Source organism: Dietzia sp., from assembly GCF_036741115.1.
In the GTDB taxonomy this organism is placed as follows: domain Bacteria; phylum Actinomycetota; class Actinomycetes; order Mycobacteriales; family Mycobacteriaceae; genus Dietzia.
Genome location: NZ_DAINST010000042.1, coordinates 9,212 through 25,824 on the forward strand (window position 1 = coordinate 9,212; position 16,613 = coordinate 25,824).

The 16,613-nt window shown below is 66.4% G+C and carries 16 protein-coding genes and 2 pseudogenes; 12 read left to right on the forward strand and 6 right to left on the reverse strand.

The window, feature by feature from the left end; translation table 11 throughout:
• Window positions 1-127: 127 nt before the first annotated feature.
• Complete coding sequence (locus V7E05_RS08115) at window positions 128-997, forward strand: phytanoyl-CoA dioxygenase family protein (protein ID WP_333619164.1); 870 nt, start codon at window positions 128-130, stop codon at window positions 995-997.
• Window positions 998-1,150: 153 nt separating this feature from the next.
• Here the strand turns inward: V7E05_RS08115 and V7E05_RS08120 are convergent, their stop codons facing one another.
• Window positions 1,151-1,315 (reverse strand): hypothetical protein, encoded by a 165-nt coding sequence (locus V7E05_RS08120; protein WP_333619165.1) that lies wholly within the window; start codon window positions 1,313-1,315, stop codon window positions 1,151-1,153.
• A gap of 249 nt (window positions 1,316-1,564) precedes the next feature.
• Window positions 1,565-1,916 (reverse strand): annotated as a pseudogene (locus tag V7E05_RS08125) (formate/nitrite transporter family protein); the annotation flags it as partial.
• Window positions 1,917-2,340: 424 nt separating this feature from the next.
• Between V7E05_RS08125 and nirB the strand changes: the two are divergent.
• The 3 genes from nirB to bla all read left to right on the forward strand — a co-directional run bounded on the left by nirB (window position 2,341) and on the right by bla (window position 6,419).
• Window positions 2,341-4,896 carry a nitrite reductase large subunit NirB gene (gene nirB, locus V7E05_RS08130; protein WP_333619166.1) on the forward strand — a complete coding sequence of 852 codons (2,556 nt, stop codon included), beginning with the start codon at window positions 2,341-2,343 and terminating at the stop codon, window positions 4,894-4,896.
• A 75-nt stretch (window positions 4,897-4,971) separates the two neighbouring features.
• Window positions 4,972-5,343 carry a nitrite reductase small subunit NirD gene (gene nirD, locus V7E05_RS08135; protein ID WP_333619167.1) on the forward strand — a complete coding sequence of 124 codons (372 nt, stop codon included), beginning with the start codon at window positions 4,972-4,974 and terminating at the stop codon, window positions 5,341-5,343.
• A gap of 311 nt (window positions 5,344-5,654) precedes the next feature.
• On the forward strand, window positions 5,655-6,419 hold the full coding sequence (gene bla / locus V7E05_RS08140; protein ID WP_333619168.1) for a class A beta-lactamase: 765 nt from the start codon (window positions 5,655-5,657) through the stop codon (window positions 6,417-6,419).
• A 29-nt stretch (window positions 6,420-6,448) separates the two neighbouring features.
• On the opposite strand, the gene V7E05_RS08145 is transcribed toward bla, so the two are convergent.
• Entirely contained in the window at window positions 6,449-6,853 is a 405-nt protein-coding gene (locus V7E05_RS08145) for an LmrA/YxaF family transcription factor (protein ID WP_333619169.1), read from the reverse strand.
• 3 nt (window positions 6,854-6,856) lie between these two features.
• A pseudogene (locus V7E05_RS14315) lies at window positions 6,857-7,210 on the reverse strand (TetR/AcrR family transcriptional regulator); the annotation flags it as partial.
• On the opposite strand from V7E05_RS14315, the gene V7E05_RS08150 reads away from it, so the two are divergent.
• On the forward strand, window positions 7,110-8,273 hold the full coding sequence (locus tag V7E05_RS08150; protein WP_333619170.1) for an alcohol dehydrogenase catalytic domain-containing protein: 1,164 nt from the start codon (window positions 7,110-7,112) through the stop codon (window positions 8,271-8,273). The pseudogene V7E05_RS14315 and the gene V7E05_RS08150 overlap by 101 nt on opposite strands.
• 18 nt (window positions 8,274-8,291) lie before the next feature.
• Window positions 8,292-8,708 (forward strand): tautomerase family protein, encoded by a 417-nt coding sequence (locus tag V7E05_RS08155; protein WP_333619171.1) that lies wholly within the window; start codon window positions 8,292-8,294, stop codon window positions 8,706-8,708.
• A gap of 59 nt (window positions 8,709-8,767) precedes the next feature.
• Here V7E05_RS08155 and V7E05_RS08160 read toward each other — a convergent pair whose 3' ends face one another.
• Entirely contained in the window at window positions 8,768-9,085 is a 318-nt protein-coding gene (locus tag V7E05_RS08160; protein ID WP_333619172.1) for an ArsR/SmtB family transcription factor, read from the reverse strand.
• Between the two features lie 178 nt (window positions 9,086-9,263).
• Here V7E05_RS08160 and V7E05_RS08165 point away from each other — a divergent pair, with 178 nt between their 5' ends.
• From V7E05_RS08165 to V7E05_RS08175, 3 genes are all read left to right on the forward strand, one after another.
• Window positions 9,264-10,340: an NADH:flavin oxidoreductase/NADH oxidase gene (locus V7E05_RS08165; protein ID WP_333619173.1), complete on the forward strand. Its 1,077-nt coding sequence runs from the start codon at window positions 9,264-9,266 to the stop codon at window positions 10,338-10,340.
• 83 nt (window positions 10,341-10,423) lie between these two features.
• Window positions 10,424-11,017, forward strand: a complete 594-nt coding sequence (locus tag V7E05_RS08170; protein WP_333619174.1) for a flavin reductase family protein — start codon at window positions 10,424-10,426, stop codon at window positions 11,015-11,017.
• A 123-nt stretch (window positions 11,018-11,140) separates the two neighbouring features.
• Window positions 11,141-12,034, forward strand: a complete 894-nt coding sequence (locus V7E05_RS08175; RefSeq protein WP_333619175.1) for an aldo/keto reductase — start codon at window positions 11,141-11,143, stop codon at window positions 12,032-12,034.
• Window positions 12,035-12,077: 43 nt separating this feature from the next.
• Here V7E05_RS08175 and V7E05_RS08180 read toward each other — a convergent pair whose 3' ends face one another.
• Window positions 12,078-13,793 (reverse strand): hypothetical protein, encoded by a 1,716-nt coding sequence (locus tag V7E05_RS08180; RefSeq protein WP_333619176.1) that lies wholly within the window; start codon window positions 13,791-13,793, stop codon window positions 12,078-12,080.
• 377 nt (window positions 13,794-14,170) lie between these two features.
• Here V7E05_RS08180 and V7E05_RS08185 point away from each other — a divergent pair, with 377 nt between their 5' ends.
• The 3 genes from V7E05_RS08185 to V7E05_RS08195 form a co-directional block, all read left to right on the forward strand.
• A complete protein-coding gene (locus V7E05_RS08185; protein ID WP_333619177.1) occupies window positions 14,171-14,956 on the forward strand; it encodes an LGFP repeat-containing protein in 786 nt (261 codons plus the stop codon).
• Between the two features lie 262 nt (window positions 14,957-15,218).
• Window positions 15,219-15,977, forward strand: a complete 759-nt coding sequence (locus tag V7E05_RS08190; protein ID WP_333619178.1) for an LGFP repeat-containing protein — start codon at window positions 15,219-15,221, stop codon at window positions 15,975-15,977.
• Between the two features lie 198 nt (window positions 15,978-16,175).
• A partial coding sequence (locus V7E05_RS08195; protein WP_333619179.1) for a TSUP family transporter occupies window positions 16,176-16,613 on the forward strand: 438 nt, incomplete at its 3' end.

Consider the following 16,613-nt stretch of genomic DNA (forward strand, 5'->3'; position numbering starts at 1 on the left):
GGCGATACTGAACAGTAATTGCACAAAGTGTTCGACCAGGGTAAAGCTGGGTAGTGACCGATTTCGGGCGCCCTCCGGCCGTCGTCGAGTGGCTGGAGTTCGCAGCTACTTGAGAAGGAGGTTTGGCGTGTCGACGGTTGTCGTAGACGACTATCCGACCCGTGTCCAGAACGAACCGAGGATTTTTCGGCGGCCCGACCCCGTGGTGTGGGGCGACGCCGAGCGGCGCAACGCCGAAGTCGCCGCGTATGCGCGCGACGGATACGCGCAGCGCGAGCGTGCAATTTCGGGTGCGCGCGTGGGCGAGTGCCTCTCCGAGATCGAACGCATTGGCGCCGACCCGGCCATGGCCGACGACCCGCGCGTGATCCGCGAGGGTGGAACGCAGGCGGTGCGCTCCATTTTCGATGTCCACCTGTTGTCCGAGGCGGTGTGGGCCGCAGTGGAGGAGAGCGGCGCGATCGAGCTCGCGAAGGAGATCCTGGGCTCCGACGTCACGGTGCACCAGAGCCGGCTGAACTACAAGCCCGGATTCGCCGGGGGAGCGTTCTACTGGCACTCCGATTTCGAGACGTGGCATGCCGAGGACGGGATGCCGCGGCCGCGCGCGTGCAGCGCCTCGATTGCGCTGACGCCGAACCGCGAATACAACGGCCCGCTGATGATCATGCCCGGTACGCAGCGGTATTTCGTGCAGACTGCCGGCGAGACGCCGGATGACTTCTACAACGAGTCGCTGGTGACGACCGGCCCGACGGTGGGCTCGCCGTCTGAGGAGGCGATCACGGAGCTCGGTGAGTCGCACGGGATCGACCTGATCACCGGTCCCGAGGGGTCGATGACAATGTTCGACTGCAACGCGCTGCATGCGTCGGGTGGGAACATCACGCCGACGCCGCGCTCGAACATTTTCGTCGTGTTCAACAGCGTGGAGAACGAGTTGACCGAGCCGTTCGCGGGGACCGCGCCGCGGCCGGAATACCTGGCGCGCCGGTAGGAATTTTGCCGCTGCGGTGTATCGCCCGGGACTCTTCCGGGGTGTGAATTGGGCGCCCGGCGCCCGAATAATACTGGAAACGAAAAAGGCCAGACTCTATGCGGGTCTGGCCTTTTCGCTGTGTCGTGCTTTGTGCGTTCGTGTTGTGTCTCGCTAGAACCGAACCTCGATGATCGTGGATCCGTTCTGCAGCGAGCCGACAAAGGCGTCCACCGGATTATCGGGCATGATGCTCGACCAGCTGAGGGTCTCCGACAGGTTGAAAAACGAGGTCAGCGAGTCGGACGGGCTGAGGCTGAGGGCGGCAATCGAGCTCATTGAGGAACCTTTTCGTGAGGATTGCTATAAACAACCTAGCGCAAACGTTGGGGCCGCAATAGAAGCAATTTTTGCGGCCCGTGGCGGTCAGCTGGCCGAGACCGGAGTCGGCTCGGGAACGGTTTCGCGTGTAGGCGCATGCTCGGCATGTGGCGTCGGGGCGAGGCGGGCAGAGGTAGGAGCGTTGTTTTTGGGGACGCGCTTCGGAGCTGTGCGCACGTGCGTGGCGTAGATGGTGAGGCCGACGAAGGTGAACCCACCGACGAGGTTGCCGGCGAACACCAGCCCCCAGTTGCGGAGCATCCCGCGCACCGTGACCCCGCGCCGTTTATCGATAAGCGCGAGCGGAACGAGGGTGAACACCCCGGTGAGTATGTCGAACCCGAGGAGATAGAGCAGGCAAAAGCCGACCGGGAAGAGCGCGGCACCAAGCAGCGCGTTGCCGGTCTGGACTGTGACCGTGACGGCGAACGCCGCAGACAGCGCGAGGATGGCGCCTGCCATAAACGCTCGAATGAGCGTGTCTCTGGTCGAGGTGAAAACTTTCGATTCGCCGGCGTCGACGATGGCGCGAGAATTCGGGTGGGCTGATGTAGGACATGGGCAACCTCGTGGAGTCTGGACGGAGCGATGCGAATCTTCGGTGCTCCGCCGTGGTTGTGTTCCTTAGATTTAGCCGTAACAAGTGCCTGGATTCCATGGGTAATTCGTTCCTGATTGGCGCCGTATGTCCGCCAAGATCGATCGCGAAACATGTGCGAAATAAATATGAAACTTCGAATTAAAAATGACGCGTTTCAAAGGGACCACGAGTTTGCGCTACGGGGCGTGAATCGCCAGGTGGCGATGTCGGAAGCGAAGCGTGCGTGACGTAGGCCATATCGTGTATTGGGGTGGGAAAACTTCGCAAGAATGACGATTGTAAAATCGGCGTGAAGAGTCCCAATTAGTCTGGAAAATTCATGCAATGGCGACATAGAATTCGGTTCCAGAAAGACTGAATCAGTTACGAAAGGGCCGCCGCCATGTCGAGTAGTTCCGCCGCACAAAGCCACCCGAGGCACGTCGTCGTCATTGGATTCGGGATGGTCGCCCACCGCACGGTCATGGAGATTCTTGCCCGCGAACCGAAGACTCGGATCACCGTCATCGCCGAGGAGGTCGGCCACGCCTACGACCGCGTCGCCCTGTCGAGCTACGTCGGAAGCTGGGACCGCGGCATGCTCGAGCTGGACACGCTGCCCGCCACCGTCGAGGTTCACAACGCGCTCGCCACGGGGATCGACCGCGAGGCAAAGCTCGTCACATGTAGTGATGGCCGCGAAGTCGCCTACGACCATCTCGTCCTCGCCACGGGGTCGGCTCCTTTCGTGCCGCCGGTTCCCGGCCACGATCTCGACGGCGTCTTCGTCTACCGCACGCTCGACGATCTAGACGCTCTCCGCGAGCGCATCGACTCGGCCAAAGCCGCGGGCCGCACTCCCGTCGGCGCGGTCATCGGGGGCGGTCTCCTCGGGCTCGAGGCCGCCAACGCGCTGCGGCTTCTCGGCGCCGAGACGCACGTCGTCGAGATGGCGCCGCGGCTCATGCCGATCCAGGTCGATGCGGCTGGTGGCGCGGTGCTCGCGCAGAAAGTCGAGGCGCTCGGCGTGGCCGTGCATACCGGACGTGCGACGTCATCCATTGCCGAAAACCCGGCCGAACCGAACACGCTGACCATGACTCTCGGCTCCGACGAGGGCGACGAAGAACTCGCGGTCGACCTCGTGGTCTTCTCTGCCGGGATTCGGCCGCGCGACGAACTCGCGGCGGCCGCCGAGCTCGAGCGTGGGCCGCGCGGCGGGTTCGGAGTGGACCGCCACTGTCTGACCTCGGACCCTGCGATTTCCGCCGTCGGCGAGGCCGCCGCCGTCGACGGGACGTGCTACGGGCTGGTCGCGCCCGGCTACCAGACTGCGCAGATCGTCGCCGACCGCCTGACCGGTCGCACCGCGCGCGCCTTCGTCGATCCGGACATGTCGACGAAGCTCAAGTTGCTCGGCATCGACGTCGCGAGTTTCGGCGACGCGCACGGCGTGGCCGAGGGTGCGCGCGAGCTGCACGTCAATGATCCGGTGGCCGGGGAATACAAGAAGTTGGTGCTCGCGGCGGATGGAAAGACGCTGCTCGGCGGGATTCTTGTCGGCGATGCTGCGCAGTATTCGGTGTTGCGCTCGCTCGTCGGGGAGCCGCTGCCGGGCTCGCCGATGGCGCTCATCGCGCCGACCGCGGGAGAGGCGCCGGCGATCGGCGTCGGCTCGCTGCCCCGGGACGCGCAGATCTGCTCGTGCAACGCGGTATCCAAGGGCGATATCTGCTCGGCGATCGCGGACGGCTCGCACTCGGTGGGCGATATCAAGACGTGCACGCGAGCCGGGGCTTCGTGCGGGTCGTGTGTCGGGCTCATAAGGCAGCTCCTCGACGCCGAGGGGATCGAGCAGTCGACCGCCGTGTGCGAGCACTTCGCACAGTCGCGGGCGGAGCTGTTCCAGATCGCGTCGTCGACGGGGATCTCGGACTTCTCTACATTTATCGAGCGCTTCGGGCAGGGGAGGGGCTGCGAGGTGTGCAAGCCGACGCTCGCATCGATCTTCGCTACGCTCAACAGCGCGGACCATGTGCTCGACGACGGCCGCGCCGCGCTGCAGGACTCCAACGACCGCTTCCTCGCGAACATTCAGCGCAACGGTTCCTATTCGGTCGTGCCGCGGATGCCGGCGGGCCAGGTGAGCGCGGAGCAGCTCATCGTGTGCGGCGAGATAGCGAAGGATTTCGACCTGTATGTGAAGGTTACGGGCGCGCAGCGGATCGACATGTTCGGCGCTCGCGTGGACCAGCTGCCCGAGATCTGGCGGCGCCTCGTCGACGCCGGAATGGAATCGGGGCAGGCGTACGGTAAATCGCTGCGCGCGGTGAAGAGCTGCGTGGGGACAGACTGGTGCCGCTATGGTCAGCAGGATTCGGTGAAGATGGCCGTCGATCTCGAGCTGCGCTACCGCGGCTTGCGGAGCCCACACAAGCTGAAGATGGGCGTGTCCGGGTGCGCGCGCGAATGCGCCGAGGCGCGCGGCAAAGACGTCGGGGTTATCGCGACCGAGAACGGCTGGAACCTCTACGTCGGTGGAAACGGCGGAGCGACGCCGCGGCACGCGCAACTCCTGGCAAAAGACCTCGACGACGTAACTCTGATTCGTTTTATCGACCGGTTCCTCGGGTTTTACGTGCGCACGGCGGACAGGCTGCAGCGAACGGCGGCGTGGATGGAGAGCATCGAGGGCGGGCTCGACCATATTCGCGAGGTCGTGTGCGAGGACTCGCTCGGCATTGCCGCCGACCTCGAGGAGTTTGTCGGCCGTCACGTCGATGGCTACGCCGATGAATGGTCTCGTGTGCTCGAGGATCCAGAGAAGTTGTCGCGGTTTGTGTCGTTCGTCAACGCGCCGGAGTCGCCGGATCCGACGATCCAGTTCGAGAAGCGTGACGGGCGGAAGGTGCCGCTGCCCGCGCCGTCGATGCCTGCGGTGCCCGTGGGTGCCCGGTAGGGCGGGGGCGGCCGCTGCAGCTCCAGGTGCCGCGCTCCATTGATTTGCGATCCACTACTTCTATAGGAGACCGACATGACCGTTATCGAAACAACTGGACTTCGCGCCGGTGCGGAGGTCGCCGTGTGCACGGCGGACGTGCTCGAGGTGAATCTCGGCGAGTGCGTGCTGTTGCCCGATGGCCGGCAGGTCGCGCTGTTCAAGGTGTTCGACCCGAAGATGGACATCGAGCGGGTGTATGCGGTGTCGAACATCGACCCGTACATGAATGCGGCGGTGATGAGCCGAGGGATCGTCGGCGAGCACGGTGGTGTGCCGACGGTTGCCTCGCCTCTGCTCAAGCAGGTGTTCCGGCTCGATGATGGTCGCTCGCTCGACGACGACAGCCTCGGGCTGGAGGTGTTCCGCGCCGAGATTCGCGACGGCGAAGTCATTATCGCGTACTGAATCGGCCGCGAACCTGCGGCGATAGCTTCGTCGACTGAGCGGCTGGTGCGCCGGCTTATTGCCAATGCGGTGCTGCGAGGGCAACAGTTGATCTTATGGCGAATACGAAGACGAGGACACAGAAGAGTGCCGTGCTCGCGTCGCTGCTCGCGTTCGCCCTCGTCGGGATCGGCGGATGCGCGAACCAGCCGGTCACGCGGTCGGCTCATGCTGCGACGTCGCCGGGATCGGCGGGATCGCCGGACTCAGCGGGATCGGCATCGCTTGCGGGCTCGGCAATCGATCAGGACTTGACCGACCGAATAGAGCACATGATCGACGCGTCCGAAGCCGACGTCGGGGTGTTCGCCCAGTTGCTGGATACCGGGAAATCGGTGGTGATCGGCGCGGACGAGTCGTACCCGATGCTGTCGACCTTCAAGGTCTACGCCGTCGCCGCGTTTCTCGATCGCTTCGGAACGGGTGCGGCACTCGACGACACCGTCACGATCGCTGAACCCGACCTCGTCGACAACTCGCCGGTGACAAGCGAGAACGTAGGCCGCCCCATGAGCTACCGGGACCTGGCCATCGCCGCACTCACGCGCAGCGATAACACCGCCGGTAACCTGCTTCTGCGCAAGATCGGCGGTCCCGCCGCGATCGGCGAATTCGCCGGTCGGGTAGGAGACTCGGCCTCCCGCCTCGACCGCTGGGAAGTCGAGCTCAACGAAGCCACTCCCGGCGATGAGCGCGATTCGACCACCGCGAGCGGGCTCGCCGCCGGCTACCGGGCCGTCCTGGATGGGGATGTCCTGACGCCGGAGGCGCGGGAGCTTCTCGTCGGCTGGATGGGCGACACCGAAACATCGGACAAGCTATCGCGGGCCGAGTTGCCCGAGGGCTGGACCACGGCGGACAAGAGCGGAGGGGGCTACTACGGCACGCGGAACACCGCCGGCCTCGTGCTCGGCCCCGAAGGCCAACGGATACTCCTGGTCGTCCTTTCCCGTGATGGGAAGGATCGGCACGATGGGCCGTATGCCGAGCAGCTCATCACCGACATCGCCGCGGAGACGACGGCCCTCGGGCGGTAGCGCCGCCGCCGCTTCCGTTGCCGCAGAGTTCAGGGAATGAGCAGTGGACAGATGCGCCTGCGCACGGCCTCGACGGGAGCGGTGTCGCGAGTGATCCGTGCAGTAAGGATCGCTCCCTCGAGTGAGCTGATCGCGAGCATGCTGAGTTCATCGGCGTCGTCGGCGGAAACTCCGTCCCGGCGAAGCGTCCGGGCGAGCACGCGCAGCCATGACTCGAGGATCGTACGAAGTCGCGGGGCGAAATCTGTATCGTCGTGGATCTCGGTGAGCGCGGAACCAATGGGGCATCCCGAGACGAACCCAGATTCGCGAAGGCTCTCGGCATAGAATTCGCACATCGCCCCGAGCAATTCCGCACCCGTGCGGCCCTGCTCTTCCATGTCGATGAGGGCGGCTTCGACCTGCCCGCCGACCTCGTCGAATGCGGCACTCACAAGCTCGCTGCGGCCGCCGGGAAAGTGAAAGCCCACCGATCCCCGCGGTGCGCCGCTGCGTTCAAGAACCGCGCGCACCGTCGTTCCCGAAAAACCCCTCCTGCTGAGGATCTCCGTCGCAGCCGTCACCATGTGTCGACGAGTTTCCGTGCGTGCTCCCATTCTCGGCACAGTAGCAACGCAATCCACTATGCTCGGCGTCATACAATAGTCCCGATAGTGATCCGGACGCCCCAGGCGATTAGAAAATGCCCGAATGCGCGAACTCAATGTCCTCACGCCCGGAAAGATCGGCTGGCTCGATAAGCCCGAGCGCGTGCTCGAGAATCCGACCGACGCGCTCGTCCGTCCCTTCATCGCGAGCCGCTGCGACGGTGACGCCCTGCCGATCCACATGCACTCGGCCACCCACAGGGCGATGACGGCGGGCGTGCGCCTCGGCGCCATCGACGCCTCGGTCGGCGATATCGTCGGCCGCACGCCCTTCGAGGGGCCGTTCGGCATCGGTCACGAGGTCATCGGGCGGGTCACCGCCGTGGGTGCCGAGGTCGACGACATGCGGGTCGGCGACGTCGTCGTCGTGCCCTGGGCCGTGTCATGCGGCACCTGCTACGAATGCTCCCTCGGTCTGACTGCGAAGTGCTCCACTTTCCTGCCGAACTCGCCGGGCAAGACCCTCAATTGCTACGGCTTCGGTCCGACGTCAGGAAACTGGGGCGGGGTGATCACCGACGTGCTCCGCATTCCCTTCGCCGACCACATGCTCGTGCGCGTGCCGGAGTCCGTCGACCCGCTGCGCGTCGCGTCGGCGGGCGACAACCTCACCGATGCCTGGCGTGCGGTCGCGCCGGCCCTCGAGCGGCGCCCCGGCGGCAAGGTCCTCGTCATCGGCGGAGGCGCCCAATCGATCGGCCTCTACGCCACCGGCTTCGCCGTTGGCCTCGGCGCCGAGCGGGTCGACTACTTCGACGACCGCGCCGAGCGCCTCGAGGTCGCCGAACACTTCGGCGCCACCGTGCACCGCATCCCCAAATCGCGCCGAAAGTCCATCCTCGGCAGCATCTCCGACAGGTATGACGTCGTCGTTGAGGCATCCTCCCAGGCGCAGGGGCTGCGCGACGCGTTGCGGGCCCTGCGTCCGGGCGGAATCTGCACGGGCACCGGCTACTACTTGATGAAGAACACGGGGCTGCCGGTGATGGACATGTATGCCACTAGTTCCGCACTTCACGTGGGAGTGTCGCATGTGCGGCCGCACCTGCCGGCGATGCTCGATTTCTTCGCCACCGGCGGCTTCGAGGCCGAAAAGGTCACCAGCGTGCTTGCCGACTGGGATTCGGCCGAAGAGGCCTACGCGGCCCACGCGACGAAGGTCGTGCTCCACCGCCCGAAGCTCGAGCTCGCCGGCGTCGCCGGTTGATGTGAAAGGACACGTTCTATGCCACTGATCGAACTGACCGCACCCGAAGGTTCTCTCACCGAATCCGGACGCGCGACCATCCAGAAAACGCTCGTAGCGACCCTGATGCGGTGGGAAGGCGCGCCCGACAATGCGTTCTTCCGTTCCATCTCGTGGTCGTATCTCCACGAGGTTCCCGCCGATGCTCAGACCACCGCGGAGGATGGGGAACCGCGATTCCTTGTCAAGGTGACCGTTCCCGCGGGAGCGGTGAGCGACAAGCAGAAAGAGGGTCTCGTTGCCGACGCGACCAAGGACGTGCTCGCGGCTGCGGGATTGGGGGAGGACCAGGCGCTGCGGGTGTGGGTGCTCATCACAGAGCAGGCCGACGGTACCTGGGGTGGCGGCGGGCAGATCTTCCGCTACGCCGATCTCGTCGCCCTGGCGAACGGTTAGATTACGCGGCAGAGGGACTGACGGGCGAACTTCGTCCGACGACGTTAACCGGCTGCCGCCTAGGCCTCGGCGGCGTGCTGCGCGTCGAACACGGCCTGAAGTAGACCGGGGAAGCGCTGCTCCAGGTCTTCGCTGCGCAGCGAGTTCATGATCGAGGTGCCCTCGTACTCCTGCCGGATCACGCCCGCCTCGCGCAGCACGCGGAAATGGTGCGAGGCCGTCGACTTCGACACCGGCAGCTCGAAAGTGAGGCACGCCTGGTTGTCCTCACAGTGCGACAACCGGCACGCGATGAGCCGCCGGATCGGGTCGGACAGCGCGGCGAGCACCGCATCGAGCTGAATATCCGGCGTATTCGGATGGTTGAGCCTGCGCATACGTCCTCCCTCCTGAATCCTCGTAGCGGCGACGTCATACTTAGATCGAGGCGTTGCACTGATTCTAGTGCCGCCCCGAAGCGCGGGGGGCGCTGTCCAGCGCTTTAGTACGATGGTTCTCGAACTATGTTACAACGAAAGGCGTCGAACTACCCGACGATTCGCTAAAGGACCCCCAATGAGCCACGCAGCCCTCGAACCCATCACACTTCGCGGCACGACCTTCCGCAACCGGATCTGGGTGCCGCCGATGTGCCAGTACATCGTCGAGAAGGAAGACGGCGTGCCCACCCCGTGGCATCTCATGCACATCGGTTCGTTCGCGCGCGGCGGCGCCGGCGCCGTGATCGTCGAGGCCACCGGAGTCGTCCCCGAGGGGCGGATCAGCCCCCGCGACCTCGGCCTGTGGAACGACGAGCAGCGCGACGCCTTCGCCCCCATCGTCCGATTCGCACAGTCACTCGGCGCGAAGGTCGGGATCCAGCTCGCTCACGCCGGCCGCAAGGCGTCGACCCACCCGGAGTGGGGAACGGACGGAAGCGGCTCGTTGACGCCGGACGAAGGCGGCTGGCAGACGGTCGCGCCCTCGGCGATCGCGTTCGAGGGCCTCGACGCCCCGGTGGCTCTCGACACCGACGGCATTGCCGACATCGTCCGGGCGTTCACCACCTCCGCCCGCCGCGCCGTCGATGCCGGATTCGACTTCCTCGAGATCCACGGCGCCCACGGCTACCTCATCCACTCCTTCCTCTCGCCGCTGAGCAACCATCGAGAGGACTCCTACGGCGGCGACCTCGAGCGCCGCGCCCGCATCCTCCTCGAGATCGTCGACGCCGTGCGCGCCGAGGTCGGCGAGGAGATCCCGCTCCTCGTGCGCCTCTCCGCCACCGACTGGACCGACGGCGGCCTCACCGTCGCCGAGACGGCGCAGGTGGCGACGTGGCTCGGCGAGCGAGGCGTCGACCTCGTCGACGTCTCGACCGGTGGCAACGTCCTCGCCGAGATCCCTGTCGGACCCGGCTATCAGGTGCCCGCCGCGACCGCAGTGCGCGAGGCCAGCGGCGTGCCCGTCGCCGCCGTGGGGATGATCGACGAGCCTAAGCAGGCCGAGCAGATCGTCGCCACCGGGCTCGCGGACGTCGTACTCGTCGGCCGCGAGTACCTCCGGGACCCGAACTTCGCGCTCAACGCCGCCGCGAGCCTCCGCGTCGACGTCAACTACGCGCCGAAGCCGTACCACCGGGCGTTCCGCTAGCCCGCCGGTGCGACGCGAGGCGGGTCCGGGCGCCCAGTCGGGCCCAGCCCGACTCGTCTCGCATCGCGCCTACCCTCGGTCCCATGCGCAGACACCTCCCCGCCGCCGGCCACTCGCCCGAGGAGATCTACTCGCTCCTCACCACCTCGGTCGTCCCGAGGCCCATCGCCTGGGTCTCCACGAGAGCTGCGGACGGCGTCCCCAACCTCGCTCCGTACTCGTTCTTCACCATCGCCTCGCAGGAACCGCCGATCGTGTCGATCACGTCGGTAGGGGAGAAGGACACGCTCCGCAACATCCAGGAGACCGGCGAGTTCTGCGTCAATATCGTCCCCGAGGAGCTCATCGACGAGGTCAACGCGAGCTCGGCGCCGTTCGGCCGCCACGTCGACGAGTTCGCGGCCGTCGGGGCCACCCCGGAGCCCGCCGAGATCATCGAGGCGCCGCGGGTGGCCGAGTCGCCCGTCTCCATCGAATGCACGCTGCATGCGCTCGTCCCGGTGGGGAACGGAGTCCTCGTTCTCGGCGAGGTCGTCGCCTTCGACATCGACGAATCGGTGCTCGGCGAGGACGGTTTCCCACTGGTCGACCGGCTGCGTCCGGCGTCACGACTGGGGCGAAACGAATGGGGCCTGGCCCCACGCACGACCGAGCGCGAGCGCCCCACGGCGCCGTGAGCGGGGGCGTCCCGCGCGGGGCGGCGAGCGGCGCGCGGGAGGCGTATAGCTGGTAATGCCACCGGCGCACGGGCGGATCCCCGCGCAGCCGGGCACAGCGGCATCCACGAAGGAGTTACGACCATGACCCTAGTTCCCGAATTCACGCTTCCCGGCGACGTGAAGATCCCCGCGATCGGCTTCGGCGTCTACCAGACCCCACCCGAGGAGACTGTCGCCTCCGTCGAGCGCGCCCTCCAGGTCGGCTACCGCCACATCGACACCGCCGCCGCATACGGCAACGAGCGGCAGGTCGGCGAGGCGATCCGCAACTCGGGGCTCGATCGCGACGACGTCTTCATCGAGACCAAGGTCTGGGTCACCGACTACGGCTACGACGAGACGCTCCACGCCTTCTCCAAAGCCGCGGGCAAGCTCGGCGTCGACACCATCGACCTGTTGCTCCTGCACCAGCCGATCGCCGACGATTTCGACCGGGTCGTCGCCGCCTACACTGCGCTGGAGAAGCTGCTCGACGAGGGCGCGGTCCGCGCGATCGGCGTCTCGAACTTCACCCCCGCACAGCTCGAGAAGCTCGACGCGGCGACAAAGGTCACGCCCGCCGTCAACCAGGTCGAGCTGCACCCGTACTTCACGCAGCTCGAGCAGCGGGACGCGGATGCGCGGCGCGGCATCCTCACGCAGGCGTGGTCGCCCATCGGGGGAATCACCAAATATCGTGACGGCGGAGCTCCCGGTCGCGTCGCCTTCGAGGACCCGGTGCTCCTCGACATCGCCGAGGCGCACGGCAAGACCCCGGCGCAGGTGATGCTCCGCTGGCACCTCCAGCAGGGCCGGCAGGTGATCCCGAAGTCCACGAACCCCGGCCGGATCGCCGAGAACTTCGAAGTCTTCGATTTCGAGCTCGCCGTTCGGGAGCTCACGGCCATCGACGACCTCGACACCGGCAAGCGCTCCGGCCCCGATCCAGAGCAGCCGCAGCCCGCGTTCTTCGAGAACGAGATCCCGGAGGCGTAGGTAGCAAGCAAGGATCGGCGCGGATCGGCGCCGGTCGGCGCCGTTACCGCACGACGAGGTCGTGGTCGGTCGCGCTCATGGTGATCGGCGCGATCCGCTTGCCCTTTGTCCACGAATTGACGAATGCCGCGAGCTCGGGATCCGCTGCGCGCGAGTCGAACGCTTTCTGCGGGATCTCGATGGCCCCGACGAGGTGGCGCGGCTCCGCGTCGAGTCCCGCGGCGCGGGGCAGCATGCGCATGCCGTCCGCGCTGTGGAGCAGCACGGGGATCGACGCACCGCCGGGTGTGCTCACCGTCGCCGGGCGCGTCGTCGCCGCGGGATCGAACGCGTCGACGACGAGCTCGTAGCCCGAGGGCGCCGCGCCCGGCCCGGCGGCGTCGAGGGCGCGGGGATCGACCACCGAATACGGCAGCCCGATGTCGATCAGTGTGTCGGAGTCGATCGCGGCGTTGCGCGAGGGGAGGGGAGCGGTAAAGGACCAGGGTGACGGCGGGGCGAGAGTGTCCGCCGAGCGGTCCTCGAGCGAGTTCTCCAGCCGATCGCCGAGCGGCGCCGCGCCCGTGGCCGTGAACTGCCACCCGGGATCAGTGAGCATCTTGTGCCAGAACCCCGTCTCGCCGTCGCGGCTCCCCTCGACGCGGAGCTCGCGCGCATTCGGGCCCTGTCCCGTCGACGCGATGGTGATCGCCGACGTGATCTCCCCGTCGATCTTCGGCTGCCGCGTCCAGTCCGGCGCGGGAAGCTGGACCGCTGCGGTGTTCCTGTCGAGCAGCTCCGCGAAGAGGTTGTCCGCCGAGGGCTTGCCGGACTGATCCTCCCAGCTGTAGCGGAAGAACACGCTGTCCGAGCCGGAGGAATCGAAGTCGAAAGTGCGGGTGTACATGTCCCCGTATCGGTTGACGACGAACGACGTCGATCCCGAAGCGGACAGCGCCACAGAGCGGAAGCGTCCGTCGAGCGGCCCGCCGATCTCGTAGCTGTCGTCGTTGGGGAGCCACGGGTCCGCGTACGTGATCCGGCTGCCGTCGCCGGTGAGCGCCGGGACCATCGTCATCTTCGCCATGCCGACGGGGTGTTCGCGGCCGGCGAGGTCGGCGTAGGTCTTGTTGTCCCACGGCGAGGCGATCGACAGGGACCACGAGTTCCGGGCGAGCCGGTCGGCGAGCGCGGTGCCGCCTTCCGCCTGCGCCGCGCGCGATCCGGGGACCTTCTGCCCCGCGCCCGCCCAGAGAGGTGCACCCCAGCCGGAGGTCCAGTTCCACGCGATCGGGTCATGCGTCGCGTTGTCCATGGTGTACATCCAGCCGGACTCGTCGACGGCGACCATTTCGTCGTCGTCCACGGACAGTCCGACGATGTGGCCGCGGAGGCAGTCCGGGGTGGGGACTATTCTCCACGGCTCTCCGCTCTCCCGCGGACGGGCGAGCATGGCGCCGTCGGCGAGAGCGAATTTGTAGAAGCGGTTGAACTGCGTGCTCGGGGTGCGCAGGTCGACCCGGGATGGGGCACGGTCGCCGTCATATGCGGGCAGTCGATCGAGGCCGATGCGGCCGCCGCTGGAGGGGAGGCCCGGCGGTAACTGCGCGGTGCCGAAGGGGACGCAGCCGCGCGGACCGTCGACGCCGAGCGACTGGGCGCCGGTGGCCGGCGCTGTCGTGAGTGCGAGCGTGAGCAGGCTGGTGGCCGCGAAGGTACGGCGGGCCGGCGTGCGGAAACGTCGGGGACGGCCATGGGGGCCTGCGGCGCGGTGGGTCATAGTGACCGATTCTGGTCGAACGTCCGGGAGAGCGTGACGAAATCGGGGAGAACGCGCGGCGGCGGCGCGCTCGGCGGCGAACCATCAATCCGGCGTGCGTCGATTCCGGGAGGATTGCAGCCCGGTCTCGGCGCGATATCAATTCTTTCCGATTCGAATTCTATTGAGAGTGATCATTTAGCGAGCGCCTTGCGGGGTGCGCTGCACAGATGAAGGAAATTTAGGCCCAATATGCAATTCTGTCGGCTATTTTACGACGAATTCGGTGTAACGCGGAACACTGCGGATTTCGACAGCTCTGGTGTGAAGGGCGAACGCCGCCGACAGGCCGAAGCGCTGGTCTTAGCCAAGGGTTCACACAATCTTCGCCGCTCTGCGTGAGTTGCGACATCGAGGAGGTCATCGTGCACACCCACATTTACCCCAAGAAAGTAAACGTCAATAACTCCGTGCGCGGAGTCGACTTATCCGGGAGGAGTTCTGCCGCAATCGTGGCCGCCGGCGCGGCCGTTCTCGGTCTCTCCGGGGCACTGCTCTCGCCCGCCGCGTCGGCGGCAGACGGGGTCGGGGGAAAGATCGGCGATGAGTACGTCGCCGCCGCCGAAGCCAACGGCCAAACCCCGGAACAGTTCTTCGGCGCGCCCACGTCGCCGGAGCAGGACGCCGCCAACGGCGGCAAGTTCCAGACCTTCGAGACCGGCCAGACGATCTACTGGAACCCGAACGTCTCGGACGGCAACGCCAACCAGGTCGGCGGCGCGATCCTCGAACGCTGGGATCAGGCGACGATGAACGGTTCTCCCGGTCGCGAGCAGGGCTCCCTGCACTACCCGACCTCTCGCGAGTGGCCGGCAGCGAAATCCGGCGCCTCGGGCACCGCGGGTAGGGGGAACCACTTCGAAGACGGCTCGATCTACTGGGGTCCGGACACCGGCGCCCATATCGTCTGGGGCCTCGTGCGCGACGCCTACTGGCACCTCGACGGAGAGTCGAGCGTGCTCGGTCTTCCGGTCGGGGAAGAGTCCTTCGACGGCACGGTCTGGGAGCAAGCCTTCGAGGGCGGGCACATCTTCGTCAGCGCCGACGGCCTTGCCGGCGTCTCGGTGGGCGACAAGGAGATCACCAAGGAGCCGGTCCCGATCGACCAGCTGCACATCGGCTGATCAGGCCGCGATTCTTCGAACCGTTCACCACCGTCCTGGCCCGCTGAGCCGGGGCGGTGGTGAATTGCATGCAGTGTAAAGACTTCTCTCTATTGGCGGATTAACGTAATTATCACGGCGAATATGTAACACCTCACAGCGGCCCGGCGACTATACGGATGTGACGGGTGAGCAAGGAATCCGGCGATAATCGCAGGTCCTCGCCTTACAGTCTCCGTCAATCACGCAGCGAAGCCATCGTCTGCCGTTTCGAGGAGAAGAAATGCGCACCACTATGTCGTCAAAGAATGTTGTTGAAAACAACACCGTTCGCGGGCGTCGCCGCAGAGTCCTTGCCGCCGCCGTCACGATCGGAGCCTTCGCCGGACTCGCGGGCCTGTCCGCTCCGGCGGCCAACGCCCAGAATTCCGTCGGCGGAAAGATCGGGGAGGAGTACGTCAATGCCGCATTCGCCAACAATCAGATCCCGCAGGTGTACTTCGGCAATATCCTCACGCCGGAACTCGACGCCGCCCGCGGCGGCAAGTGGCAGAACTTCGCCAACGACAAGGCCATCTACTGGCACCCGCTCGTGAGCAACGCGACGGCGCAGGAGATCGGCGGCGCGATCCGCGTCAAGTGGGGCCAGACCACCGGCCCCGAGGGCGGCTGGGAGTGGGGTCCGCTCAAGTACCCCACGACTCGCGAGTGGTCCGGCCGAAAGTCCGCGGTATCGGGCACCGTCGCCCGCGGCAACCACTTCGAGGGCGGCACCGTCTACTGGGTCCCGGACTCGGGCACCTACGTCACGTGGGGGCTCGTCCGCGACGCGTGGTGGCGGGTCGGCGCCGAGGACAGCAAGCTCGGCTACCCGAAGAGCGACGAGCGGACCAGCGGGGCCGGCTGGGAGCAGGATTTCGAGGGCGGCATGATCATGGTCGGCTTCGACGGTCGGGCCACCATCGTGATCCTCGATAAGAACGGCAAGAAGACCGAGACGCAGGGACCGGTCGCCGTACAGGAACTGCGAGCCGAAAAGTAGGCGTCGCGCCTGCGTCCTCGCGGCCGCAGGCGCTGTATCGTCTCCAAGAAGGGCCGCCTCCGAGCGCGAACAGCGCTCGCAGGCGGCGCTCGGCTTTGTCCACCAGTACTTGCCGACCATGGACGCCAGGCGGGTCGCGCCTTTCGCCGTCAACAACCGCATTCCCGGATGACGGCGGACTCCGCATACCCTTGGCCCATGCTGTCGGCCGGGCCCCTCGTGATCATCGCCATCGCGGTCATCGTGGGCGCGACGTTGCAGCGGCTCTCCGGCACGGGTGTCGGCCTCGTGGTGTCCCCGGTGCTCTCGATCCTTCTCGGTCCGTCGACCGGCGTGCTCGTCGCCAACATGACCACCGTGGTGTCCGGCTTCCTCATCATGCTCACCGTGTGGTCGGCGATCGACTGGCGGAAGTACGCGCTCATCGCCCCCGCTGCGATAGTCGGATCGATCCCGGCGGCGCTGCTGGTGGGCGCGCTGCCCGCCGGCTGGCTGTCCATCCTGCTCGGTGGCGTCGTGGTGTTCGCGCTCATCGTCACGTTCAGCCTGCGCACTCTCCCCGAATGGAAGGGGAGGGGAGCGATCCTCGCCGCGGGCGCTCTCGGCGGCTTCTTCAACACCACCTCCGGCGTCGCC